Source organism: Pseudomonas sp. Root562 (assembly GCF_001427125.1).
In the GTDB taxonomy this organism is placed as follows: Bacteria; Pseudomonadota; Gammaproteobacteria; order Pseudomonadales; family Pseudomonadaceae; genus Aquipseudomonas.
Genome location: NZ_LMGK01000003.1, coordinates 1 through 25,199 on the forward strand (window position 1 = coordinate 1; position 25,199 = coordinate 25,199).

Sequence of the window (25,199 nt, forward strand, 5' to 3'; positions counted from 1 at the left end):
TGTCGATCAGCAACTTTTGCAGTTTGAACTCGCGGGTGTAGACCTTTCTTTCGTTCATGGAACCTCCAAGTTGGCGAAATCATATCGCCCTTAAGAGGTGACCGGAATTATTAGGCCAGTTCAGCTTGCCCGCGATGAAGCCATCACACTCAACATCTATGTTGACTGTAACTCCGCTATCGCGGGCAAGCCCGCTCCCACAGGGATCTCATCGTCTTCGGATTGTGGTCATAACAGACTGCGCTGGGCTAAGGTGTCTGCAATGCCTTGACTCATTGAGCCTCCATGCCCTTCCTCACCCACACGCACCCACGCCTGTCCGCCGCCGCCACCTTTGGTGTCGCGGCCGGGGTCCTTGTTCCGGCCGATTCAATCATCAGCAAAATCCTCATTGGCTGGAACGTCGGGGTCTGGACTTACCTGATTCTGATGTTCTGGCTTGCCGCGCGCTCCAAGGCGGCTGACGTCAAGCGCATTGCCGACATCGAAGACGAAAATGCCGGGCTGGTGCTGTTCGTGGTGTGCATTGCGGCGATTGCCAGCCTGGCGACCATTGCCGTCGAACTGGCCGGCAGCAGGGACCTGGAAACCACTCGCAAACTTCTGCATTACGGCTTCACCGCACTGACAGTGGTCGGTTCATGGCTATTGATCGGGGTGATTTTCAGCGTGCATTACGCGCGGCTGTTTTACACCTGGGAAGGCAAGGAGCCAGCACTGCGCTTTGCCGAAGGGCTGACAACGCCCAACTACTGGGACTTTCTGTACTTCTCGTTCACCATCGGCGTGGCGGTGCAGACATCGGATGTTGGCGTGGCGACCCGGGATCTGCGCAAGATCGTACTGGCGCAGTCGTTGATCGGTTTTCTGTTCAATACATCGATTCTCGGGTTCTCTATCAATATTGCGGCAGGGCTATTCAATTGATGCCTGCACAAACGTTCTAGTCATGGTCTCCCTCAAAGACGTTAAATGAGCTGTGATTTCCGCCCCTCAGGTGCCGCATGACTTCTCACAACTGGCTCGATCTGGCCCAGGACGCCGACACCGGCATCGAGACCCTGCGCGCGCATTTCGAGGGGCATGCCTATGATCCGCACTGGCATGACAGTTATCTGGTGGGCGTTACCGAACAAGGGGTGCAGCAGTTCAATTGTCGGCGTGCCAGGCATCAGAGCACGCCGGGCAAGGTGTTTTTGCTGGAACCAGGCGATATTCACGACGGCGATGCGCCGACCGCCGACGGTTTTACCTATCGCATGTTGTACCTCGACCCGCAGTGGTTGCAGCGCGAACTCGGTGCCGTGTTCAACGATGCCCCGGACAACAGCGAGTTGAGTTTCGCCACCACCCTGGCCAATGATTCGCGCCTGGCCCACGCCACCAGCCTTGCCTTTGAGACACTGCATGGTGGTGAACTGAAGATCGTCCGCCAGACCGCTCTCGATGGCTTGCTCGAACGCCTGACCTGCCACCTGCATTGGCGCACTCGCTATGGCGAAGATCCGCGCTTGCCCCTGGTTGCGCAAAAGGCTCGGGAATACCTGCACGCCAACGCACAAACGGACATCGGCCTCGACCAACTGGCCGCCGCCACCGGGGTCGACCGCTTTCGCCTGACCCGCGCCTTCAAGGCTGCCTACGGCATCGCGCCCCACGCATATCTGGTGCAATTGCGCCTGGCCACAGCGCGTCGAATGCTCGCCCGAGGCGCACAACCGGCCACGGTGGCAATGACGTTGGGTTTTGCCGACCAGAGTCACCTGGGCCGCTGGTTCGTGCGCGCCTACGGTCTGACGCCGGCGCTGTACCGCAAGCGCTGCTCAAATCTTCCAGACAGATAAACGCCTGGTTGGTGAAGATCACGTTCACTGATCTTCACCGGAGCTAGCCTGCGATGCTGTCCTCTTTTCCGACGTTTCTGCCGTTTTTGCTGTTTGCCTTCGTGGCTTCGATCACCCCGGGCCCGACCAACATTCTGGTGCTGAGCAACAGCGCCCGATTCGGCTTGTCCGCCGCTGTTCCGATCATTCTTGGCGCCTGTGCCAGCGCCGCGCTGCTGGTGTTGCTGGTGGGCACGGGCGCCGGGACTACGCTGAGCCAATGGCCGCTGTTGCAAACGCTCATGCAATGGGCCGGCGTGGCGTGGCTGAGTTATCTGGCCTGGCAAATCTTCCGCGCCCCTGCCGTGTCAATTGCCTGCGAGAATGCCGAAAAGCGCCTGGGCCTGCTGGGCGCGGCGAGCCTGCAATGGATCAACCCGAAAACCTGGATGATGGCCCTGGCGGTGGTCAGTGTGTTTGCCGGCACCGGTGAAAACCGCTTGGCGCATGTGCTGACGCTGTCGCTGGCGTTTTTTTTGATATCGCTGCCGTGTCTCGGCGCTTGGGCATTGCTCGGCGCCGGCGCTGCGCGCTGGTTGCGCGCCCCTCGCACCCTGCAACGTTTCAACCGCTGCATGGGCCTGTTGTTGCTGGGTTCAGCTTGGTTGAGCCTGCTGAGCTGAGCGCCATCGGTCGGCTTTTGTCGGACTGTGATTCATCGAACACTTGACGACAGATTGATTTTTGGTGTCTTCTGAAACCGGTTTCAGCGCTATGCGCTCAGCCTTATAAATCCAATAAGAAGGTTTCAGACCGTGAACGATTTCTCCGCCGCCCAGCGCAGCCGCGTGACCATGCTCGACGTGGCCGAACACGCCAAGGTCTCCAAGGCCAGCGTTTCGCGGTTCATCGGCGAAGACCGCGCCCTGCTTTCCGACGCCATTGCCCGGCGCATCGAACAGTCGATTGCCGAACTGGGCTATCGGCCGAACCAGATGGCCCGCGGCCTCAAACGTGGGCGCACCCGTCTTATCGGCATGCTGGTGGCCGATATTCGCAACCCTTATTCAATCGCCGTGATGCATGGGGTAGAAACCGCCTGCCGAAAGCACGGCTACAGCCTGGTGGTGTGCAACACCGACCGCGACGACGAGCAGGAACGCCAGCACCTGGCCCTGCTGCGCTCGTACAACATCGAAGGTCTGATCGTGAACACCCTCGGCCATCACCGCGACGAACTGCATGAACTGCACCGGGAAATGCCCATGGTGCTGGTGGATCGCAAAGTCGAAAACCTGGACAGCGACATCGTCGGCCTGGATAACTCGGCGGCCGTCGAAATGGCCCTCACACACCTTGAAGAACGCGGCTACCGCGATGTGTTGATGGTGACTGAACCGTTTGACGGCACCAGTTCGCGGATTGAGCGGGTCAGCAGTTTCAAGGCGCAAATCGCCCTGCGCCCGGCCCTTCAAGGCAGCATTATCGAAACCGGCAGCGAACTGACCGAACAGCTCAAAACCTTCCTCGGCACAACCGGCCCCGGCCCGAAAGCGCTGTTTTGCGCGAACGGTATTGCGGCGTTGGCCAGTACCCATGCGCTGCGCGAGTTGCAGTGTGATCTGTTTAACGACGTCGGCCTGATTGCGCTGGATGATCTGGATTGGTACCCGTTGGTGGGTAGCGGGATTACGGCCCTCGCGCAGCCGACCACCGAGATTGGCGCCAGCGCGTTTGAGTGTTTGCACAAGCGCTTGCGTGGGGATGACGGGGCGGTGCGGACCCTGGATTTTTCGGCGCGGTTGATTGTGCGGGGGTCGACCCTTGGGAATTTGGGTTGACTGTGATGGCCTCATCGCTGGCAAGCCAGCTCCCACAGGATTTGTGCTGGATATCAAATTTGTGTTCGACACATGTCCCCTGTGGGAGCTGGCTTGCCAGCGATGAGGCCCTGAAGGTCACCCACTATTTTTTTGAACAAAAATGAAACCGGTTTCAGAGGTAGAAAAACAATGAACAAACCCGCCGTATCCATCAGCCTTTCCAGCTACGGCGCCGATCTGGTGCGCCAGCGCGGCCAAGGCAGTTTCATCGCCGTACTGGCCGCCGCCGGGGCCACGCGCATCGAATGGCGTGAAGAGCTGCTGACCTTTGAGAACCCCGCACACCTGGCCGACGCGACTCGGGCCGAGGGCCTGGAAAGCGTCTATTCCTCGCCCATGGAATTGTGGCTGGCCGGCCAATCCAAGCCCAATCCGCAACTGATCACCGCGTTGCAACGCGCCCAGGCGTTTGGCGCCAAATGGCTGAAAGTGTCGCTGGGTTATTTCACCGACAACAGCGATTTGCACAGCCTTGCCCGGACACTCGGCGAACACCCGGTGCAATTGCTGGTGGAAAACGACCAGACCTTGCACGGTGGCTGCATCGAACCGTTCCAGCGTTTCTTCAATGAAGTCGAGCAACACAAACTGCCGATCAAAATGACCTTCGATATCGGCAACTGGCAGTGGCAGGACCAGTCCGCCGCCAACGCGGCCCGGTTGCTCGGCCGTCACGTCGGTTATGTGCATTGCAAAGCCGTCATGCGCCGCACCGACGGCAAACTGGTCGCCATCCCGCCCGCCGCCAGCGACCTGCAACAGTGGGAACAGTTGCTGCGGCACATGGCCCACGGCGTCATGCGCGCTGTCGAATACCCGCTGCAAGGCGAGGACCTGGTGCAACTGACCTCCGAACACGTCAGCGCCCTCGCCCACCTCGGCCAATCGTCGCTGGAGAACGCCCATGTCTGAGATCGATATCCTCTCGTTCGGCGAAACCATGGCGATGTTCGTCGCCGAGCAAACCGGCGACCTGGCCAGCGTCAGCGCTTTCCATAAACGCATTGCCGGGGCGGACAGCAATGTCGCCATCGGCCTGTCGCGCCTGGGTTTCAACGTGGCATGGCTGAGCCGGGTCGGCGCCGATTCACTGGGCCGCTTCGTGATCGACACGCTGGAGAAAGAAGGCCTGGATTGCCGTCACGTCGACATCGACCCCGCGCACCCCACCGGTTTCCAGCTCAAGTCGCGCACCGACGATGGCAGTGATCCTGTGGTCGAGTACTTTCGCCGTGGCTCGGCGGCCAGTCACCTGTCGCCGCATTCGATCGTTCCCGACTTGCTCAAGGCACGGCATCTGCACGCCACCGGCATTCCTCCGGCGCTGTCGGAAACGGCGCGGCAGATGTCGTTGGAGCTGATGACCCGCATGCGCGAAGCCGGGCGCAGCGTGTCGTTCGACCCCAATCTGCGCCCGAGCCTGTGGGCCAGCGAGCAGCAGATGATCACCGAGATCAACCGCCTCGCCGCCCTCGCCCATTGGGTGCTGCCGGGACTGAGCGAAGGTCGCCTGCTCACAGGTTTCGAAGACCCGGCCGACATCGCCGCCTTCTACCTTGATCAGGGGGTCGAAGCCGTCGCGATCAAACTGGGGCCGCATGGCGCCTATTACCGCACGCATCTTGATCAAGGCTTCGTTGCCGGTATGCCGGTGCAAACCGTGGTCGACACGGTCGGTGCCGGCGACGGATTCGCCGTCGGCATGATCAGCGCGCTCCTGGAAAACCACAGCTTTGCCGACGCCGTGCTACGGGCCAACTGGATTGGCAGCCGCGCGGTGCAGAGTCGGGGGGATATGGAAGGGTTACCCACCAGAGCCGAGATGGATATTGCTCGTTCCCACGCTCCTGCGTGGGAACGCAGCCTCTGACGCTCTGCGTCACGGGGACGCGGAGCGTCCCTTGAGGCATTCCCACGCCGAGCGTGGGAACGATCACCGTTACCTGCTGCGACAAAAACAACAAGCTCAGGAGCACCACCCATGAAAACCGCAACGCTCGCCACCCGCCGCTGGTGGTACATCATGCCCATCGTGTTCATCACCTACAGCCTGGCGTATCTGGACCGCGCCAACTACGGTTTCGCCGCCGCCTCCGGGATGGCCGCCGACTTGATGATCACGCCGGGCCTGTCGTCGATGCTCGGCGCGCTGTTCTTCCTTGGCTACTTCTTCTTCCAGGTGCCGGGGGCGATCTACGCGCAGAAACACAGCGTGAAGAAACTGATTTTCGTCAGCCTGATCCTCTGGGGCAGCCTTGCGACGTTGACCGGCATTGTCTCCAACGCTTACTGGCTGATCGTCATCCGCTTCATGCTCGGCGTGGTCGAAGCCGCGGTGATGCCGGCGATGCTGATCTACCTGTGCCACTGGTTCACCCGCGCCGAACGCTCGCGGGCCAATACCTTCCTGATCCTCGGCAACCCGGTGACCATGCTGTGGATGTCAGTGGTCTCCGGTTATCTGGTGCAGCATTACAGCTGGCGCTGGATGTTCATCATCGAAGGCTTGCCGGCGGTACTCTGGGCCTTCATCTGGTGGCGTCTGGCCGATGATCGTCCGTCCCAGGCCAAGTGGCTCAATGATCAGGAAAAGCACGATCTGGAAAGCGCACTGGCGGCCGAACAAGTCGGCATCAAGGCCGTGAAAAACTATGCCGAAGCGTTTCGCTCGCCGAAAGTGATCCTCCTGGCGCTGCAGTTTTTCTGCTGGAGCATCGGTGTCTACGGGTTCGTCTTGTGGCTGCCGTCGATCCTCAAGGCCGGTGCGCAAATGGACATGGTCGAGGCCGGCTGGCTGTCAGCGTTGCCCTATCTGGCGGCGGTGATCGGCATGCTGCTGGTGTCCTGGGGGTCGGACAAACTGCAAAAACGCAAACGCTTCGTCTGGCCACCGCTGCTGATCGCCTCGATTGCTTTCTACGGTTCCTACGCGCTGGGTGCCGAACATTTCTGGTGGTCGTACACCCTGCTGGTGATTGCCGGGGCCTGCATGTACGCGCCGTACGGTCCTTTCTTCGCGATCATCCCGGAAATCCTCCCGGCCAACGTCGCCGGCGGCGCCATGGCGTTGATCAACAGCATGGGCGCGCTGGGTTCGTTTGGCGGATCTTATCTGGTCGGTTACCTGAACAGCGCCACCGGTTCGCCCGGCGCCTCGTACTTGCTGATGAGCGGCGCGCTGATGTTCTCGGTGGTGCTGACCATTTTGCTCAAACCCGGTGCCAGCGACCGGGAGCGGCCCGCAGTAACGCGCCCCCTCAGCGCTCAATCCTGAATTCAATTGAGAACATGAAGATGAAAAAGCAGGTCGTTCTGTACAAGAAACTCTCGCCCCAGCTGATGGCTCGCCTGCAGGCGCACACCGACGTGACGCTGATCGAAAGCCTGGACGCCGAAGGCCTGGCCAATCTGCGCGACGCCCTGCCCCGTGCCCACGGTTTGCTCGGCGCCAGCCTGAAACTGGATGCCGAGCTGCTGGATCTGGCCCCCAATCTGCAAGCCATCGCCAGCGTCTCGGTGGGCGTCGACAACTACGACATCGACTACCTGACCGAGCGGCGCATCCTGCTCAGCAATACGCCGGACGTGCTTACCGAAACCACCGCCGACACCGGTTTCGCGCTGATCCTGGCCACCGCCCGGCGCGTGGTGGAGCTGGCCAACATGGTTCGTTCAGGGCAATGGAAACGCAACATCGGCCCGGCGCATTTCGGCAGCGACGTGCACGGTAAAACCCTCGGCATCATCGGCATGGGCCGCATCGGCGAAGCCCTGGCCCAGCGCGGACACTTCGGCTTCGGCATGCCGGTGATCTACCACAGCCACTCGCCCAAACCAGCGGCCGAACAACGCTTCAATGCGCAATACCGAAGCCTGAGCGAACTGTTGCAGCAAGCGGATTTCATCTGCCTGACGCTGCCATTGACCGCTGAAACCGAAGGGATGATTGGCGCAGAACAGTTCGCGCTGATGCGCCCGGAAAGCATCTTCATCAACATTTCACGGGGCAAGGTTGTCGATGAGGCAGCGTTGATCGATGCGTTGCGTACGGGGCAGATTCGCGCGGCGGGGCTGGATGTGTTCGAGCGTGAACCACTTGATCAGGACTCGCCGTTGCTGCAATTGAGCAATGTGGTAGCTACCCCGCACATCGGCTCGGCCACCCATGAGACTCGGGAGGCAATGGCGACCTGTGCAGTGGACAATTTGCTGGCGGCGCTGGTAGGTGAGCGGCCGGGGAATTTGGTGAACGGCGGCGCGTGGAAGGATTGAGGGATTCCCTGTTCTTCAGGTCGCCATTGCGAGCAACTCGCTCCTACAGTTTCAGTGGAATTCACAGATCTCGAGTTCACCACCGATTACTGTAGGAGTAAGCGAGCGCGCGATTGCGCCGACAGACACTCGACGTAGTGCTGAACAAACAGCCCGGCCTGATGTACATCGACCATTTCGGAGAACTGGCATCCACCATGCGATCCGATACCATTTGCCTAAGGAAACTACGTCGTTTAACCGGAATGTTCTCAGCCACTATTAAGACTCTTCAATCGAGCCAACCCCTGTTTTATATGACCCGCATTATCACCAATCGCCTCAAGCGCCCCTCGAATATTTCCACCAACCTCATCGGAACCACGCTGTTCGACCCAGAGTGTCAGCTCCATCAATGCTGCCTCCAAAGCCAATTGGTTGTGGTAAATTCTTTCAAGGACCTCTGGTAATAAATATTTTTCCGTCATGTTTTCGACTCCTTCGAAAAAATCAAAATTAGCAGCAGAACGGCTAGTGAAATAACCTCCTAGGTGTTGAAATTAAATTGCTAGTGGTCAACAGAACCTATTCGGTATTTCGATGTTTTTTGAATTGAAATTTTGAATGAATCGCCTTCCATAGAAGGCAAAAAATAGAATCTTTTCATTTCGGCTCCGTTTCGTTCACAACAAATAAACATCGGTCAACTGCATTCAGTGTCTGCATAAGATAAGCATTGTGATCGCCAACCTGAACGGAACTAGCCGATTAAAGAGAGAGACTTTTGTCCACCTACGTATGATCACCAGCTATAGCGCAACCCTACATTGGCTCCCCACGGTTGGTCGATTTTGTTGCCATTGCTGTAATCGAAATCGGCATGGATCGACACCTTGTCGCTCAGCGACACGGCCACGCCGGCGCCCAACTCTCCTCGGGAGCCCGACAGATCGTTGTTGAAGGTGTTGTTGTTGACCTTTACTTCGTTGTTGTTGGCGAACTCGTGTACATAGGCAGCACGGATGTAGGGCTGCACTGTCTTGTCATCCCACTGGAAGTTACGCCCGGCGGTTGCCCCGGCCTTGGCCAGCAACGAATGGGTGCGATCGCCTTCAGCGGACAGGCCGTTATCCAGGTCGTAATCCTTGCCCTGAATAATCACGCCCGACAGTTGCGTGAAGGGTTCAACGAAATAATCGTCAGCCAGTTTGATGTGTCGACCGAACTCCAGGGAGGCACCGACGCCATGGCTGTCGTAATTGCCCTTGGTCTTTTTGCCATCACTCAGGTGCACATCGGACTCGTTCTGGAACCGGTTGAACTTGAGCACGCCGTCGAAGTAGTAGCCGCTCGGCTCATCGAGCCAGGTGGTGTAGGCGCCCAGGTAGTAACTGTCGATGGTGCCGCTGGTGCCACGGCTCAAGTCCAGGTCGGACTTGCTGTAACCGCCCAACACACCCACCAGCCATTGCCCGTCACCGAGCGGTAACGGCGCATCGGCACCGAACGACAGGCCCTGCTGAACTTGCCGGTAAGCGACGCCCGAACTGGCATCCACGTCGAATTTATTGCCATAGGCGCGAATCCAGCCACCGGCTTTGCCGTGATCCATGCGCACTTCGCCCATGCGGCTGCGCAAAGTGCTGAGCTCTCCATACCAGGCGGTCGGCGCCGCGTTGAACAGCGCGATCACCGATTGGGTGCCCGGGCTGATGCTGCGCGTGAGGGTATCGAGGTACCAGTCGGTGCTGCTCAGCTTCACCAGGTCATAGGAGAACGCCCCCAGGTCCACCGCTCCACCGGCCAGCGTGAACGTGGCATCACCGCCACCGATGTGCACCACCGGAGTCGAGCCGGCGGCCAAGGGTTCCGAGCCACTGGCATCAATCGATATGCTGTGGTTGCCGGTGGCATTGCCGCTCACGGTCAGCGTGTCGACCTGCCCAGTGTTGAAGTCAGTGTGCATGGCGAACGTACCGCCGCTGCCCGACAGCGTTTGCACATTCAAGTTGAAGTATTCGCCGGGATTGCCGAACTGGATGGTGCCGCCATTCATGTCCAGGTTTTGCACAGAACCGTCGCCGAGCATCACCCAGCGTGCGTTGCTGTTGACGCCCAGGTTCTGCACGTTCTGCAAACGACCGGTCAGGGTCGCGGAATCTTCCAGCACGACGTTGGCCGTGCTGCCGCTTTCGGCGACGATATCGCCAACCAGCGTACTGTTGCCCACTCGCAGATTGGCTTCAGCGCCCCTGACAACATTCATCAAGATGCCGTTGCCCGCCGATAACGTAGAACCGTTGAGCACCGCGATGTTGGCCTTCGACGTGCCCGCAGTGCCGCGACCCACGAGGATCGCCGAACCATTGAGTCCGACAACGTCGGTATCGTTTAACACCAGCGTACTGTTGGCATCGATTCCCAGATCAACGTCGATGTTGATGCCGTTGACGTTGCCGGTGATGGTGCTGCCATTGGCCTGGACGGTACCACTGAACACACGCAAACCATTGGCGAGGGTGCCGGTACCGGAAAGCGCCGAATGATTAAGCGTCAGGCTGCTCAACGCGTTCACGGTAGCCCCCGCGCTCTCGCCGGTAATGTGGCTGTCACTGACAATTGCAGTGGAACCTTGCGTCCCCGCCGAGTCGCGACTGATCGCCAGACCTGTCCGACTATTTTCGATCGTGCTTCCAGTGATGGTCGCCGTACCGGCGTTCAAATGCACGCCATTGTTACCGGCTCCGTCAACCCGGGTGCCATTGAGGTTCAGCGTGGATTGGTTGACGGAGATATCAAAGGTCTGGCCGCCGTTGCTGTTCAAGGTCGATCCACCGTTCAACACGTAATTGTCGGGAGCGGTGGTGCCATCGATGTCCAACACCTCACCCGGGATTAAAACCCTTGCATACCCGATATCACTGATCAGCAACAATGGGGTGACAGATAACAGTTTTAAAACGCGGGACAGCGGATGCAGCTTGAACAATTTGACCGTCGACATATACGCACCATTGGCGAACAAAAGTTGGAAAGCCGCGCATGCTAGAAAACAGCCCCTCATTCGTATGTAGGACTTATCCGACAGATTTCAGAGCGGATCTCCGTGTTCATAACCTGCCGCCATGGCTTTGCATGGGGCTTGGGCCGAAACGCAGACCGAATACCGGGCACTACCAAACGCTTCCCGCCGTTCTGCGCTTGGGAGCAGTAAACCGTGTTTTATGAATGTGCGTAACTGTCAAAGTTGACAGGTAGCGCCACTTTTTTTGCACTGGGAAGCGCTGTAATTTCAGGCCCGCAAGCCTTCGAGCAAGTCCGTGGCACATAGAGCAATCCGTCGGCAGGCGTCCGCCAGTTTTGCCCGGTCCACCACCAGGCCGATGCGGATATGCCCCGCCGCACTCGGCCCGAACGCCTCCCCGGCCAGCACCGACACGCCATAGCCTTCCAGCAACCGCTCGGCAAAGTGCTGGGCCGACAAACCGGTGGCGCGTACGTCGACCATCACGAACATACCGCCGTCGGGGCGAACCGCGCGCAGGCCCGGGCAGTGGTCGAGGCTGGCGCACACCAGGTCGCGCCGCAGGCGATATTCTTCGCGCATCGACGCCACTTGCGGCAGGTTTTCATCCAGCGCCAGTTGCGCGGCGTTCTGAATGAAATCCGGAATGCCGAACAACATGCACAGCGACAGATTCACCAAATGTTCACACAGGGGTTTTGGCCCGATTACCCAGCCCACGCGCCAACCGCTCATGGCGTGGGATTTTGACAGGCTGTTGATGGTCGCCGTGCGCTCGGCCATGCCCGGCAAACTCGCCGGGCTGATGTGTTCGCCTTCGTACAGCAAGTCGCTGTAGACCTCGTCGCTGATCAGCCACAGGTCATGACGAATGCACAACGCGGCCAAGGTCTGCCAGGTCGACAGCGGCAAACTGGCGCCGGAGGGATTGTTCGGGCTGTTGAGCAAGATGGCGCGGGTCTTCGGCGTGATGCGTGCGGCGACATCCAGCGGGTCGACACGAAAACCGTTTTGCGAGCGCACCGGCACCGGTACCACTTTCGCGCCACAGGCACCGAACACGCCTTCGTAGGTGACGTACATCGGTTCGGCGACGAGCACTTCGTCGCCGGGGTCGAGCAGGCATTGCACCACCGAATACACCGCGCACTGCGCGCCGGGGAACACGATCACATGGTCGGCATCCACCGTTTGACCGCTGCGCTGGTGATGGCGCCGGGCAATGCTGGTACGCAAACCGTGGCTGCCGCGCACTGCCGGGTAGTGGGTGTCGCCGGCCAGCAAGCTGTCGATGGCCGCGTTTACGATGGGTTGTGGGGTGTCGAAATCCGGATCGCCAATCGACAGCAGCAGGACATCGACACCCTGCTCGCGCAACTCAAGCGCTCGATCGTGAATCTGCCAGGCCGCCGCACCGTCACCGGCGATTCGTTGGGTCAAGGTTGAGTAGCGCATGCGGTTCTCCTGTCGCGCGGTTTTCCTTGCCTCAACCCTATCTCAAATCCGTGAACGCGCCACCCTGCGAGCCTTTGTTTAAAGGTGTTTAAGGATACTTCCTGAAAGCCACAAGACCTTGCGCCTTTGCCTACGGGTACGCCAGAATCCGCCGGCTTGTGCGTTCTGGGGGCCATCGGTAACTTGATTCGTGTCACTGATTGTCAGTGATCGGGTTTAGCAGCCCGGCCATAAACTCCGGTTGTGCAAGCATCTGTCACACAGGTATTTCGTTGCCTGTACTTGATGGTAGCTGTACGCAGGGCGCCCTCGGGCGCGCCGGATTTCTGAGTTTGCCGGTCTGCTAACCTGCGTGCAGCTGCCACCCTCTTCGTTTAGCAGCAAGGAGGGTTGGCGACCATTAGGAAACTCTGACATGAAGAAGCCTTCGCCAAACCCGCCGGATACCGATCCGACGTCCCCGTACGAATCCGATTCAAACAAACTCAACGAAGCCGCCGAACGCGCCCTCAACTTCCACTTCCCCTCGACCGCCGACATCAAAGCCACGCCGCGCACGGTCAGCACATTGTTCACCGTCGACCCCGAAGTCACGACCGAAACCCTGATGGTGTATCTGGTGGAAACGCTGGCCTCGGTCGATGTGATGGTCCATCAACTGGTCGATCATCTGGAGGGTGGTGATCGCAACGCCCTGCTGGGCATTTCCAACAGCGTGATGCTGGCGGAAATCACGGCGAACCGGGTGCTGGATCAGATTGATCCACCGCAGTAGTCACCGTAAAAGAGCTTTTGTGGCGAGGGAGCTTGCTCCCGCTCGGTTGCGTAGCAGCCGTCGCTTTTTGGACGGCTGCGCAGTCCAGCGGGAGCAAGCTCCCTCGCCACAGGTTCTGTCAGCGCTGGCGGGCAACCATTTGCCAGACCCGTGCAATGTCTGTCGCCCGCTCTTGCAGCAAACGCGGCGCCTGGGTGCAGGCTTGCTCCAGCGTCATCGGCCCACTCGTCAAGGCGAACGCGGCATCGATGCCATGTTCATAGAGGGCCTGATAGCCCTCGCCCAGCGTACCGGCAATCACAATCACCGGCACGCCATGCTGTCGAGCGATGCGCGCTACACCAAACGGCGTCTTGCCGCGCAGGGTTTGTGCGTCGAAACGGCCTTCGCCGGTGATCACCAGATCGGCATTTTCAACCGCTTCAGCCAGGCCCACCAGTTCGGCGACCACCTCGACCCCGGCCTTGAACTGCGCTCCGAGGAACGCCTTGGCGGCAAACCCCAAACCGCCCGCCGCACCACTGCCCGGCTCGTCGCGCACGTCCTTTTCCAACACCTTGGCGCAGTGATCGGCAAAGTGCCCCAATGCCTGATCCAGTTGCTCGACCTGCTCGGGCGACGCACCTTTTTGTGGACCGAAAATCGCCGAGGCACCGTGTGCGCCGCACAGTGGGTTGTTGACGTCGGCGGCGATGTCGAAACGCACGTTGGCCAATCGCCGGTCGACTTCGCTCAGGTCAATGCGGGCCAACTGCCCGAGCGCCAAACCGCCCGGTGCGAGCGACTTGCCCTGAGCGTCCAGCAGTTTCACACCCAACGCTTGCATGGCACCGGCGCCAGCGTCATTGGTCGCACTGCCGCCAATGGCCAGGATCACCCGTTGCGCCCCGGCATCCAGCGCTGCGCGAATCAACTCGCCGGTACCGAAGGTGCTGCTGATGCAGGCATCACGCTGAGCCAGCGGCACCAACTGCAAACCGCTGGCCTCGGCCATCTCGATGATTGCGCTGTGGCTCTCGGGCAACCAGCCCCATGCGGCGTTAACCGGCGCGCCCAATGGCCCGCGAACCTGAGTACGGCGCAGCTCGCCGTTGCAGGCCGCCAGCACCGACTCGACCGTCCCCTCACCGCCGTCGGCCATCGGGCATTTGATCAACTGCGCATTTGGCCAAACGTCAGCCAAACCGAGGGCAATGGCGTCGGCCACGCCTTGGGCGCTGAGGCTGTCTTTGAACGAATCAGGGGCGATCACGATTTTCATGGGAATTCTCCAGTTCCATTGCCCCCATGCTGCCAGCCGCCCGGCGCAATGACGCCGGGCCGCTGCACAAGCGGCTGTATGGATTATTGTTCATTTCCACAAATAGCGGCGGTTACACAGGAACCCTGTAGGAGCCAGCCTGCTGGCGATTAACGTCCAGACACCGCGGTCATTCAGACGGGGCGCGTTATCGTTGACGTCCATCGCGAGCAGGCTCGCTCCTACAGGGGGAATGTGTTGTTTATGAGTTTGCGTCAGTCTGCGGTAGCAACTGCACGCCCAGGTACAACGCCAGCATGCCGTCCAGCTTCAACGGATCAACCCCGCTGAGCTCGGCAATTCTTTCCATCCGATAACGCAAGCTGTTGCGGTGAATGCCCAAGGCTTCGGCGCAGGCCTGGCTTTGGCCGTCGTGTTCGCACCAACTGCGTAATGTCGCGAGCAACTGGCCGTTGCTGTCCTTGGCAATGACCTTGCGCAAGGGGTTGAGCAGCTCGTCCAGCGCATCGTCGTTGCGATGCCGCCAAAGCATCACTGGCAATCGATAGCGGTTGAGCGTGAGCAAGCGGCAAGCGGGCAACACGCCGCGCCCGTAAGCCAGCAAGTCGCCGACACGACGATAGCAGCGGCGCAATCCCGTCAGACCGTCGGCCTGCCCGCCCACCGCGACGCGCAGAATGTTCCAGCCCAGGCCATCGAGCTTTTCCAGCAGCCGATCGTTTTCGATGGACTGGCTGGCCGGTCGGCACCACAGCAACGATGACGTCGAGGAACTGACGCACCAGCTATCGGGATACCGGCTGGTCAGCCAGGCACTGAGCGCCTCGGCGGTTTGCCCCGCCCCGTGTTCCATGCCCAATTCGAACAAATACGGCACCCGCGTCATCTGCGGTTTGAGCCCCAGTTGTTGTGCCTCATCGATCAATCGCGGCGAGTCTCCGGCCTCGCTGAGCAACAAGGCCAACAGGTCATCACATCGCTGGCGCCGCCATTGCTGCTCGGCCTGCTGGTTGCGCTGGCCCACCAGCATCTCGGCGGTCATGCGTACCAGTTCAGCGTAGGTGCGCAACTGCTCGGGTTCGCCAGTGATGCCCAGCACGCCGATCAAGCGCTGGTCGAGCATCAGCGGCAGATTGATGCCCGGCTGCACACCTTTGAGGTGGATCGCGGTTTGCGCGTCGATCTCCACCACGCGGCCGTTGGCCAACACCAGTTGCGCGCCTTCGTGGCGGGTGTTGACCCGCTCCGGTTCGCCGCTGCCGAGAATCAGCCCCTGACTGTCCATGACGTTGACGTTGTACGGCAGGATGGCCATCGCGCGGTCGACGATGTCCTGAGCCAGGTCGTGATCGAGTTCGAACATAACGGTGATCCTTGAAAGCGTGAGCGCCTGGCGGTTGTTCACCCGCACAGGCCTTGGTTGCAAACCCTGTGCTCAGGCACAAAGACAGCAGCCCCGAGGGTGGTCGAGACTCTGCGGGCGATCAACGTTACCCTTTGCATCGCAAAAAATCATAATAAAGAGAGAGCCGCCATGTCACAGAGCGCCGCCGCAACCCAGGCCATCGTTGACGAAAAAAACGCCGTCTACAAACGCATTACCCTGCGTTTGATCCCCTTCATTTTCATCTGCTACCTGTTCAACTACCTCGACCGGGTGAACGTGGGCTTCGCCAAGTTGCAGATGCTCGACGCACTCAAATTCAGTGAAACCGTGTACGGCCTCGGCGCCGGGATCTTCTTTATCGGCTACGTGCTGTGCGGCGTGCCGAGCAACCTGGCATTAACCAAATTCGGCCCACGGCGCTGGATCGCGTTGATGATGATCACCTGGGGCACGCTGTCGACCTGCCTGCTCTTCGTCACCACGCCGACCGAGTTCTACACCTTGCGCCTGTTCACCGGTGCCGCCGAAGCCGGATTCTTCCCGGGCGTGGTGCTGTATCTCTCGCAGTGGTTCCCGACGTTCCGCCGTGGCCGCATCATGGCGCTGTTCATGTCGGCAATCCCGGTGTCGGGCCTGCTCGGCAGTCCTTTTTCCGGCTGGATTCTCAACCACTTCGCCGCAGGCCAGGGCGGCTTGGCCGGCTGGCAGTGGATGTTTTTGCTGCAAGGCATTCCGACTGTAGTCCTTGGTGCGCTGGCGTATTTCCTGCTCAGCGACAGTTATGCCAATGCCAAATGGCTGACCCCGTTCGAGCGTTCGGTGCTTGAAGCCGACCACGCCGAAGACCTGGCCAACAAACCGAAAACCACGACGGATTCGCTGCTGGCCGTATTCAAGAACCCGGCGATCTGGGCATTCGGCCTGATCTATTTCTGCATCCAGAGCGGCGTCTACGCGATCAACTTCTGGCTGCCGTCGATCATCAAGAACCTCGGTTTCAGCGATAACCTGGTGATTGGTTGGTTGAGCGCGATTCCGTATCTGCTGGCCGCCGTGTTCATGTTGATGGTCGGTCGCTCGGCAGACCTGCGCAAAGAACGTCGCTGGCATCTGGTGGTGCCGATGCTGATGGGCGCGCTCGGTCTGCTGATCGCCGTGAACTTCGCCGCCAACCCGGCCATCGCCATTCTCGGCCTGACCATCGCCACCATGGGCGCCCTCACCGGCCTGCCGATGTTCTGGCCGGTGCCCACTGCCCTGCTCAGTGCCGGCGCTGCCGCCGGTGGCTTGGCATTGATCAATTCCATGGGGCAAATGGCCGGATTCCTCAGCCCGTACCTGGTGGGTTGGGTCAAGGACAGCACCGGTTCCACCGATGCGGCGCTGTACCTGCTGGCGGGTGTGATTGTCTGCGGTAGCCTGCTGGCGTTGCGTATGACCCGCACCTTGCGCGCCTGATCACCACAGCTCCACTGCAGGAGCGAGCCTGCTCGCGATTGCGCTCTAACATTCAACATCTCTGTTGACTGGCACTGCGCTATCGCGAGCAGGCTCGCTCCTACAATTAGCTTGCGCGTGTCTGAGATTTGCGTTTGCTACCGGCCACAGTTCTGGTATTTGATTGAGCCTTTCCCTCCGGCAAAAGGATTTCCTCATGAGCTACCGCACACTGGGTCATTCGGGCCTGCAAGTGTCCACCCTGACCCTGGGCACCATGATGTTCGGCGAACAGACCAGCACCGAGGATTCCCTGCGAATCATCGACAAGGCCTGGGACCAGGGCATCAATTTCATCGACACCGCCGACGTCTACACCAATGGCCGCTCCGAAGAAATCGTCGGTGAAGCCATTGCGGGTAACCGTCATGAATGGGTGTTGGCCACCAAGGTCGGATTCGGCCCGGTAGACGGCCTGCCGAACCGCAGCGGTTTGAGCCGCAAGCATATTTTCAACGGTATCGACGCCAGCCTGACGCGCCTGGGTACTGACTATCTCGACATTTATTACCTGCACCGCGAAGACCACAACACCCCGCTGGAGGTGACCGTGTCGGCCATCGGCGACCTGATTCGCCAAGGCAAGATTCGCTATTGGGGCCTGTCCAATTATCGCGGCTGGCGCATTGCCGAGGTGATTCGCATCGCCGACAAACTGGGAATCGACCGGCCGGTGATCAGCCAGCCGCTGTACAACATCGTCAACCGCCAGGCTGAAACCGAACAAATCACCGCCGCGCAAAACTACGGTCTCGGCGTCGTGCCTTACAGCCCCTTGGCGCGCGGCGTGCTCAGTGGAAAATACGCGCCGGATGCGCAACCGGACGCCAACAGCCGCGCCGGGCGCCAGGACAAACGCATCCTGGAAACCGAATGGCGTGTCGAGTCCCTGCGCATCGCCCAGCAGATCCACCGGTACACCGAGGAACGCGGCGTCGGCATCGTCGAGTTCGCCATCGCCTGGGTACTGAACAACAGCGCCGTCACCTCCGCCATTGTCGGCCCGCGCACCGAAGCACAATGGGACGCCTACACTAAGGCGCAAGCGGTGAAGATCACGGCCGACGATGAGGCGTTTATCGATTCGCTGGTAACGCCAGGGCATGCCTCGACGCCGGGGTTCAATGATGTCAGCCATTTTGTGTCGGGCCGTAAACCGCGTACTGCCTGACAACATATGTACCCTGTGGGAGCTGGCTTGCCAGCGATAACGGTCTATCAGCCAACCTCGGCTTTGAATGTGCAACCGCCATCGCTGGCAAGCCAGCTCCCACAGGTCAAGTATTGATTGGTTGGTCAATATTCGCCTCAAAAACCACGTATTCTCTGCGCCCGTTTCAATCACTCAAAATCACGCGAGGACAGTTTGTCTAAAGGTATCGCTCTATCGGTTTCAGCCTCGGTGCTGTTTGCCGTCATGTATTACTACACATCGCTGCTCACGCCCTTGAGCGGCGTGGAAATCTTCGGCTGGCGCATGCTGCTGACCGTGCCGTGCATGACTGTGTTCATGCTGGTGTCAGGGGAATGGCGGCGTGTGCTCGACCTGTTGCGTCGCCTCGGTGCGCAACCGAAATTGATCGCCGGCTTGCTGCTGTCGTCGGCACTGCTGGGCGTGCAACTCTGGTTGTTCATGTGGGCGCCGCTCAACGGCTACAGCCTCGATGTGTCGCTGGGCTATTTCCTGTTGCCGCTGGCCATGGTGTTGACCGGGCGCATCGCTTACGGCGAACGCCTGTCGTACCTGCAAAAAGTCGCGGTGTTTTTCGCCAGCCTTGGCGTGATCAATGAGCTGTATCAGGTCGGTGGTTTTTCCTGGGCCACGCTGCTGGTGGTCGTCGGCTACCCGCTGTACTTCGTGCTACGCAAATGGCTGAAGGCCGACAACCTGGGCGGACTCTGGCTGGACATGACCTTGATGCTGCCGATCGCTTGGTGGTTTGTGCACGGTGGCGAGCAAGGCTTCGGTGTGTTCGATCAGCACCCGGCGCTGACCTGGCTGATTCCGCTGCTGGGTCTGATCAGTGCTTCGGCGCTGGTGGTTTATATCATCGCCAGTCGCTTGCTGCCGTTCAGCCTGTTCGGTTTGTTGAGCTACGTCGAACCGGTGCTGTTGCTGGGTGTGGCGTTGTTGCTGGGGGAAAGCATCAAGCCGACGGAATGGCTGACGTATATCCCGATCTGGCTGGCGGTACTGGTGTTGGTGTTTGAAGGCTTCAAGCATCTGGTCCGGCAGCGCAGACCTTAAAACCACCAAAAAACAAATGTGGGAGTGAGCCTACTCGCGATGGCGGTGTGTCAGTCAACATTGATGTTGAATGTACAACCGAAATCGCGAGCAGGCTCACTCCCACAGTTTTATCGGCGCAATGGTTTAGTCAGTGGAAAGCACACCACGACGAACCTGGTCGCGTTCGATGGATTCGAACAACGCCTTGAAGTTGCCTTCGCCGAAACCGTCATCGCCCTTGCGCTGGATGAACTCGAAGAACACCGGCCCCATCAGGGTTTCCGAGAAGATCTGCAACAGCAGGCGCTTGTCACCCGACTCGGACGAGCCGTCCAGCAGAATGCCCCGCGCTTGCAGTTCGCCCACCGGCTCGCCGTGGTTCGGCAGACGGCCTTCGAGCATTTCGTAGTAAGTATCCGGCGGCGCGGTCATGAAGCGCATGCCGATGCTTTTCAGGTGATCCCAGGTCTTGATCAGGTCATCGGACAGGAACGCAACGTGCTGGATGCCCTCGCCGTTGAACTGCATCAGGAACTCTTCGATCTGCCCGGCACCCTTGGACGATTCTTCGTTCAACGGGATGCGGATCATGCCGTCCGGCGCGGTCATGGCCTTGGACGTCAGGCCGGTGTATTCGCCCTTGATGTCGAAGTAACGGATCTCGCGGAAATTGAACAGCTTCTCGTAGAAATTCGCCCAGTAGGCCATACGACCGCGATACACGTTGTGGGTCAGGTGGTCGATGATCTTCAGGCCGGCACCCACTGGATGACGGTCGACACCTTCGAGGAACACGAAGTCGATGTCGTAGATCGAGCTGCCTTCACCGAAACGGTCGATCAAGTACAGCGGCGCGCCGCCGATGCCTTTGATCGCCGGCAGGTTCAGCTCCATCGGACCGGTTTCAATGTGGATCGGCTGGGCGCCGAGTTCCAGGGCACGCTTGTAGGCTTTTTGCGAATCCTTGACGCGGAACGCCATGCCGCACACCGACGGGCCGTGTTCGGCCGCGAAGTACGAAGCAACGCTGTTGGGTTCATTGTTGAGGATCAGGTTGATCGCGCCCTGGCGATACAGGTGCACGTCTTTGGAACGGTGGGTCGCAACCTTGGTGAAGCCCATGATCTCGAAGATCGGCTCCAGGGTGTTCGGGGTCGGCGATGCGAGCTCGATGAATTCAAAGCCCATCAGGCCCATCGGGTTTTCGTATAAATCTGCCATGGTCGGCGCCTCATCATGCTTTTAGAAATTAACCACTGTTAGTTGCTAGCAATGCTGAGACCGGTGGGTGGCGCGCAGGAGATACCCCGCACGCTGCGGGCGAGGAAATCACCGTAGATCAATTGAAACCCAAATATCTTCATTGTCGACCCAAGGGTGGTGCGGGCGAGGCTTCTGCTGCCAGAAGACGATTATTCTTGTATGCGTAACCTGATTCTACACAGCGTAACTGAGTTTGTCCGCCCTCTGTATAAAATCCGCCTTTTCCACCGGCGTGCAAGCGGTTTGTTGCACCAACAAGGTTGACTTGGCGTTGCTGGACCGACGCAGGCAGCGCTGGCTCAAACTGGCCGAACGACTTTATTGCCGCCGAACGGCATAATGGCGCCATGCGAACTATCATGGCTCGTACCTGAACTCTTTTTGGGAGGCGATTCGCCCTGCCAGCATTTGAGAGCTCCATTTCATCGCTACAGGTTTCGCGAATGCCATTAAAAGTCAGACGCCGCAAACGCAGCCTCAAGGTTGCAGTCACCTTGTTCAGTGGATTACTTCCGGTAGTGCTCGGCCTGGTCATCCTTTATATGCAGGCCGAACGTGCACTTGTGCAAAGTGCGCAGGAAACCGCCGAAGAGGCCATTCGACAATTTGAACTGATGCTCGACAACACCGCTCAAGCGGCACGCGAGTTGTTGCCCTTGGCCGGGCAACGTTGCGCAGACGTCAAACTCGCCCTGCGCGAACAAGTAACCCGCCGGCCCTTCGTACGCTCGACCAACCTGACGTGGGATAACACTATTTATTGCAGCTCCCTGTTTGGCGACTATCACGAAATAATTTCAACGGGCGATTTTGCCGGCGGCCAATTGATACTGATGAAGGGTAACCCGGTCACACCCGATACCGCCCTGCTGATCTATCGCCTTGAGGACGGAAAACGCGGTGCGCTGTCGACGCTGGATGGTTACCATCTGAGTAACGTGCTGCGCCTGATTGGTCGTCAGACGTTGCTGGTGCTGCAAGTAGGAAACAACTGGCTAAGTGCCGATGGCCAGTTTCACTATGGCCCCCTGCCCGACTTCCCGGTCGCCCAAAGCACACTTAAATCCTCACGCTATGATTTCAGCGTCGCGGCAGGTTTTCCGGAAGGTGAAACCTGGCGTTACATGACCAGTGAATACCCGCCGTTGTTCAGCCTGCTGATTTTTTTCGGGGTCATTTCCGGTGCGATCGGCCACATACTGCAAAAGCGCTCGAGGTCACCCACCCACGAAATGCAACGGGCGCTGGAAGCCGCGGAGTTCGTGCCTTATTTTCAGGCGGTCGTGCATGGCGACAGCAAGAAACTCTCGGGCATCGAAGTACTGATGCGCTGGAATCATCCACAAGAAGGGCTGGTGCGCCCGGATCTGTTCATTCCTTTCGCCGAACATTCGGGACTGATCGTGCCAATGACTCGCTCTTTGATGCGGCAAACCGCGACGTTGCTCGGCCCGCTATCCAGCACCTTCACCGAACCCTTTCATATCGGAATCAACATCACGGCCAGCCATTGCCAGAATCTTGACCTGATAGAGGATTGCCGAGAGTTCCTAAAAGCCTTCGCACCCGGGTCCATTCACCTGGTGCTGGAGTTGACGGAGCGCGAACTGATCGAACCCACCGCCCTCGCCCACCAACTGTTCGAACAGTTGCACGAACTTGGCGTAATGATCGCCATTGATGACTTTGGCACCGGACATTCCAGCCTGGGTTACCTGCGCGAATTCAATGTCGACTTTCTGAAAATCGACCAAAGCTTTGTCGCAATGATCGGCATTGACACCCCTTCCAGCCATATTCTCGACGCCATCATTCAACTTGCGGGCAAGCTCGATCTTGCAATGGTTGCAGAAGGTGTAGAAACCCAAGAGCAAAGTGATTACCTGACCGCTCATAACGTTAACTTTCAGCAAGGCTATCTGTTCGGCCGGCCGCTGCCTGGCGCGGAATTCATTAGTGCATTAAGTGGTCATTAACCCTTGGCCTTATGCGATGAGACGGTCAACGGGTACACAATTTGATTCAAAAGACTACTCTTGTTACATGAAGAAAAAGACATGATTTACTCTTGGCCAATTAACTACTACAATTTTTCATGCCTGCGGTAATTTCGCAGGTGCGCCATTTATCACCGAGTCGCTTCAAGGCTCTTGGCTTATAGCTTTGTTTGCGGTTGGTATCAGCCAAACACACTATTGGAGTAAAGATATTGTCCAGACTCGCTGAATTCCGTGCAGCCGAAAAGGCCCTTCAAGAACAGCTCAAGCAGCTTGAGTCCCTGAAGAACGATGCCGGGCTCAAGAAGGAAATCGAATTCGAAGAAAAGCTCCAGGGGCTGATGAAAACCTACGGCAAGAGCCTGCGCGACATCATCGCCATCCTCGATCCGAACCCGGGCAAGTCCGGCCTGCAACAGGCTGCCGCACCTAAAACCCGCCGCGCTCGCGTGGTCAAGGTTTATCAGAACCCGCACACCGGCGAGCTGATTGAAACCAAGGGCGGCAACCATCGCGGCCTGAAAGCCTGGAAGGAACAATACGGCGCTTCCACCGTTGACTCCTGGCTGCGCGGCTAAATTTGCGCCGTAAAAAAAGCCCTGCCAATGCAGGGCTTTTTCATGAATACCATCTAAATGCAACGAAGTGCGTCGATCAACTCGCTACTTGCCGACTAACTTTAGGCTTAATCCCATTGGGCATCTAAAGTACTTCATCCTTGCGCAAAGCCTGCAGCCACTAAAGTCTTTGGCTAAAGTTTCAAGCCGTTGCGCACCGCTTCTATTTCATCCTGACTTGTTTTGTAAGCCTCGGCCTGCCCCGCGTAGGAAAGAACATAGGCCTTATCGCCGTCAACGGCAGCTACCAAAGTTTGAGAAAGCACATGACGACCGTTTTGCGTGATGGTGCAGGTAGATTCCAATGCCGATAAACGGCTCAACGTTGTCGGATGTATGCGATTGCAAACACTTTGATAGCCGCTTTGAAAGAAGTCTTTTTGCACCGACTTGCGCATCTCCAGCAACACGCCCTCCAGGTTTACTTGGTGCCCGCTTTCCACCCGTGTCATGGTCAACTCCATCACCATGACTGGCGTCCCGCCGTGATCGCTTTTCACTGCGCGCTGGCGAGAAACGCCTGGCGCAGCCGTCCCTTGCTCGATCGCTTCGACCTGCCAACCGGCGGGCCAGGGCATGACCGGCGCTTCAGCATCCGCACTGGCAACCCCACACCACATGCCAATCAAAATGAGTACCGATGTGCCGATTCGAATCATTGCCATGAACACTCGCAGGATGAGCAGTGAAGTCTGAGCCTCGACCGACTGTCAGGCAATAGCCGACGCTTTGGGTTTGGTGATGTCGCATCCCTTGCGTATCATTGTCGCCAATCGTCAGCCCCACTTATTTCCGGAGGGCCCATGAGCCTGCAAGAACTGAACACCTTCCCCGGCGTTACCGCACAACCCGACACCGCCACGCAAAAATTCGTGTTCAACCACACCATGTTGCGGGTCAAGGACATCACCAAGTCCCTGGACTTCTACACCCGCATCCTGGGTTTCACGCTGGTAGAAAAACGCGATTTCCCGGAAGCCGAATTCAGCCTGTACTTCCTCGCGCTGGTCGATAAGGCGCAGATTCCTGCCGACGCCGCTGCACGCACCGAGTGGATGAAGTCGATCCCTGGCATCCTCGAACTGACTCACAACCACGGCACCGAAAACGACCCGGACTTTGCCTATCACAACGGCAACACTGATCCGCGCGGGTTCGGCCACATCTGTATCTCGGTACCGGATATCGTCGCCGCGTGCGAGCGTTTCGAAGCACTGGGCTGCGATTTCCAGAAACGTTTGACCGATGGCCGCATGAAGAGCCTGGCGTTCATCAAGGACCCGGATTCGTACTGGGTCGAGATCATCCAGCCGGCGCCGCTGTAAAAAAGTTTGCTGCCAGTGATCGTTCCCACGCTCTGCGTGGTAACGCCTCCTGTGACGCTCTGCGTCGCGCTTTTGGGGACGCGGAGCGTCCTGGGCTGCATTCCCACGCAGAGCGTGGGAACGATCATGTAAGCGTTCGACCGATGGCCGCATGAAGAGCCTGGCGTTCATCACTTACTGGGTCGAGATCATTCAGCCGRCRCCGCTGTAAAAAAGTTTGCTGCCACTGATCGTTCCCACGCTCTGCGTGGTAACCCCTCCTGTGACGCTCTGCGTCACGCTTTTGGGGACGCGGAGCGTCCTGGGCTGCATTCCCACGCAGAGCGTGGGAACGATCATGTAAGCGTTCGACCGATGGCCGCATGAAGAGCCTGGCGTTCATCACTTACTGGGTCGAGATCATTCAGCCG

At 58.8% G+C, this 25,199-nt stretch carries 22 protein-coding genes; 15 read left to right on the forward strand and 7 right to left on the reverse strand.

Features of this window, described 5'->3' with window-relative positions; all coding sequences use genetic code 11:
• Nucleotides 1-285: 285 nt before the first annotated feature.
• The 8 genes from ASD60_RS03925 to ASD60_RS03960 all read left to right on the forward strand — a co-directional run bounded on the left by ASD60_RS03925 (nucleotide 286) and on the right by ASD60_RS03960 (nucleotide 7,978).
• Nucleotides 286-927, forward strand: coding sequence for a DUF1345 domain-containing protein (locus tag ASD60_RS03925; protein ID WP_056852741.1), 642 nt, complete (start codon nucleotides 286-288; stop codon nucleotides 925-927).
• A 77-nt stretch (nucleotides 928-1,004) separates the two neighbouring features.
• A complete protein-coding gene (locus tag ASD60_RS03930) occupies nucleotides 1,005-1,844 on the forward strand; it encodes an AraC family transcriptional regulator (RefSeq protein WP_056852742.1) in 840 nt (279 codons plus the stop codon).
• A 53-nt stretch (nucleotides 1,845-1,897) separates the two neighbouring features.
• Nucleotides 1,898-2,506, forward strand: coding sequence for a LysE family translocator (locus ASD60_RS03935; protein WP_056852743.1), 609 nt, complete (start codon nucleotides 1,898-1,900; stop codon nucleotides 2,504-2,506).
• Nucleotides 2,507-2,638: 132 nt separating this feature from the next.
• Nucleotides 2,639-3,664: a LacI family DNA-binding transcriptional regulator gene (locus tag ASD60_RS03940; RefSeq protein ID WP_056852744.1), complete on the forward strand. Its 1,026-nt coding sequence runs from the start codon at nucleotides 2,639-2,641 to the stop codon at nucleotides 3,662-3,664.
• Between the two features lie 171 nt (nucleotides 3,665-3,835).
• Nucleotides 3,836-4,618: a sugar phosphate isomerase/epimerase family protein gene (locus tag ASD60_RS03945; protein ID WP_056852745.1), complete on the forward strand. Its 783-nt coding sequence runs from the start codon at nucleotides 3,836-3,838 to the stop codon at nucleotides 4,616-4,618.
• Nucleotides 4,611-5,576: a sugar kinase gene (locus ASD60_RS03950; RefSeq protein WP_056852746.1), complete on the forward strand. Its 966-nt coding sequence runs from the start codon at nucleotides 4,611-4,613 to the stop codon at nucleotides 5,574-5,576. Before ASD60_RS03945 ends, ASD60_RS03950 begins: the two co-directional genes overlap by 8 nt.
• Nucleotides 5,577-5,687: 111 nt before the next feature.
• Nucleotides 5,688-6,980, forward strand: a complete 1,293-nt coding sequence (locus ASD60_RS03955; protein ID WP_056852747.1) for an MFS transporter — start codon at nucleotides 5,688-5,690, stop codon at nucleotides 6,978-6,980.
• Nucleotides 6,981-7,000: 20 nt separating this feature from the next.
• A complete protein-coding gene (locus tag ASD60_RS03960; protein WP_056852748.1) occupies nucleotides 7,001-7,978 on the forward strand; it encodes a 2-hydroxyacid dehydrogenase in 978 nt (325 codons plus the stop codon).
• Between the two features lie 251 nt (nucleotides 7,979-8,229).
• On the opposite strand, the gene ASD60_RS03965 is transcribed toward ASD60_RS03960, so the two are convergent.
• The 3 genes from ASD60_RS03965 to ASD60_RS03975 form a co-directional block, all read right to left on the reverse strand.
• Nucleotides 8,230-8,445, reverse strand: a complete 216-nt coding sequence (locus ASD60_RS03965) for a hypothetical protein (protein ID WP_056852749.1) — start codon at nucleotides 8,443-8,445, stop codon at nucleotides 8,230-8,232.
• Between the two features lie 314 nt (nucleotides 8,446-8,759).
• A complete protein-coding gene (locus ASD60_RS03970; RefSeq protein ID WP_056852750.1) occupies nucleotides 8,760-10,961 on the reverse strand; it encodes an autotransporter outer membrane beta-barrel domain-containing protein in 2,202 nt (733 codons plus the stop codon).
• A 288-nt stretch (nucleotides 10,962-11,249) separates the two neighbouring features.
• Nucleotides 11,250-12,437, reverse strand: a complete 1,188-nt coding sequence (locus ASD60_RS03975; protein WP_056852751.1) for a pyridoxal phosphate-dependent aminotransferase — start codon at nucleotides 12,435-12,437, stop codon at nucleotides 11,250-11,252.
• A 415-nt stretch (nucleotides 12,438-12,852) separates the two neighbouring features.
• Between ASD60_RS03975 and ASD60_RS03980 the strand changes: the two genes are divergently transcribed.
• The gene (locus tag ASD60_RS03980) at nucleotides 12,853-13,212 is read left to right on the forward strand and encodes a DUF6124 family protein (protein ID WP_056852752.1); all 360 of its coding nucleotides are present in this window, start codon (nucleotides 12,853-12,855) and stop codon (nucleotides 13,210-13,212) included.
• 118 nt (nucleotides 13,213-13,330) lie between these two features.
• On the opposite strand, the gene ASD60_RS03985 is transcribed toward ASD60_RS03980, so the two are convergent.
• Both ASD60_RS03985 and ASD60_RS03990 read right to left on the reverse strand, forming a co-directional pair.
• On the reverse strand, nucleotides 13,331-14,473 hold the full coding sequence (locus ASD60_RS03985) for a glycerate kinase (protein WP_056852753.1): 1,143 nt from the start codon (nucleotides 14,471-14,473) through the stop codon (nucleotides 13,331-13,333).
• Between the two features lie 241 nt (nucleotides 14,474-14,714).
• Complete coding sequence (locus ASD60_RS03990) at nucleotides 14,715-15,836, reverse strand: sugar diacid recognition domain-containing protein (protein ID WP_056852754.1); 1,122 nt, start codon at nucleotides 15,834-15,836, stop codon at nucleotides 14,715-14,717.
• A 171-nt stretch (nucleotides 15,837-16,007) separates the two neighbouring features.
• Between ASD60_RS03990 and ASD60_RS03995 the strand changes: the two genes are divergently transcribed.
• The 3 genes from ASD60_RS03995 to rarD all read left to right on the forward strand — a co-directional run bounded on the left by ASD60_RS03995 (nucleotide 16,008) and on the right by rarD (nucleotide 19,605).
• Nucleotides 16,008-17,318, forward strand: a complete 1,311-nt coding sequence (locus ASD60_RS03995) for an MFS transporter (RefSeq protein WP_056852755.1) — start codon at nucleotides 16,008-16,010, stop codon at nucleotides 17,316-17,318.
• Between the two features lie 196 nt (nucleotides 17,319-17,514).
• On the forward strand, nucleotides 17,515-18,528 hold the full coding sequence (locus ASD60_RS04000; RefSeq protein WP_056852756.1) for an aldo/keto reductase: 1,014 nt from the start codon (nucleotides 17,515-17,517) through the stop codon (nucleotides 18,526-18,528).
• A 195-nt stretch (nucleotides 18,529-18,723) separates the two neighbouring features.
• Nucleotides 18,724-19,605, forward strand: a complete 882-nt coding sequence (rarD, locus tag ASD60_RS04005; protein WP_056852757.1) for an EamA family transporter RarD — start codon at nucleotides 18,724-18,726, stop codon at nucleotides 19,603-19,605.
• Nucleotides 19,606-19,731: 126 nt separating this feature from the next.
• Here rarD and hppD read toward each other — a convergent pair whose 3' ends face one another.
• The gene (gene hppD, locus ASD60_RS04010) at nucleotides 19,732-20,808 is read right to left on the reverse strand and encodes a 4-hydroxyphenylpyruvate dioxygenase (protein WP_056852758.1); all 1,077 of its coding nucleotides are present in this window, start codon (nucleotides 20,806-20,808) and stop codon (nucleotides 19,732-19,734) included.
• 485 nt (nucleotides 20,809-21,293) lie between these two features.
• Here hppD and ASD60_RS04015 point away from each other — a divergent pair, with 485 nt between their 5' ends.
• Both ASD60_RS04015 and ASD60_RS04020 read left to right on the forward strand, forming a co-directional pair.
• The gene (locus ASD60_RS04015) at nucleotides 21,294-22,826 is read left to right on the forward strand and encodes an EAL domain-containing protein (protein ID WP_056852759.1); all 1,533 of its coding nucleotides are present in this window, start codon (nucleotides 21,294-21,296) and stop codon (nucleotides 22,824-22,826) included.
• Nucleotides 22,827-23,059: 233 nt separating this feature from the next.
• Nucleotides 23,060-23,425 (forward strand): histone-like nucleoid-structuring protein, MvaT/MvaU family, encoded by a 366-nt coding sequence (locus tag ASD60_RS04020; RefSeq protein ID WP_056852760.1) that lies wholly within the window; start codon nucleotides 23,060-23,062, stop codon nucleotides 23,423-23,425.
• A gap of 173 nt (nucleotides 23,426-23,598) precedes the next feature.
• Here the strand turns inward: ASD60_RS04020 and ASD60_RS04025 are convergent, their stop codons facing one another.
• The gene (locus ASD60_RS04025) at nucleotides 23,599-24,042 is read right to left on the reverse strand and encodes a DUF4946 domain-containing protein (RefSeq protein ID WP_442965977.1); all 444 of its coding nucleotides are present in this window, start codon (nucleotides 24,040-24,042) and stop codon (nucleotides 23,599-23,601) included.
• Between the two features lie 225 nt (nucleotides 24,043-24,267).
• Here ASD60_RS04025 and gloA point away from each other — a divergent pair, with 225 nt between their 5' ends.
• Nucleotides 24,268-24,789: a lactoylglutathione lyase gene (gloA, locus tag ASD60_RS04030; RefSeq protein ID WP_056852761.1), complete on the forward strand. Its 522-nt coding sequence runs from the start codon at nucleotides 24,268-24,270 to the stop codon at nucleotides 24,787-24,789.
• The last annotated feature ends 410 nt before the right edge of the window (nucleotides 24,790-25,199 follow it).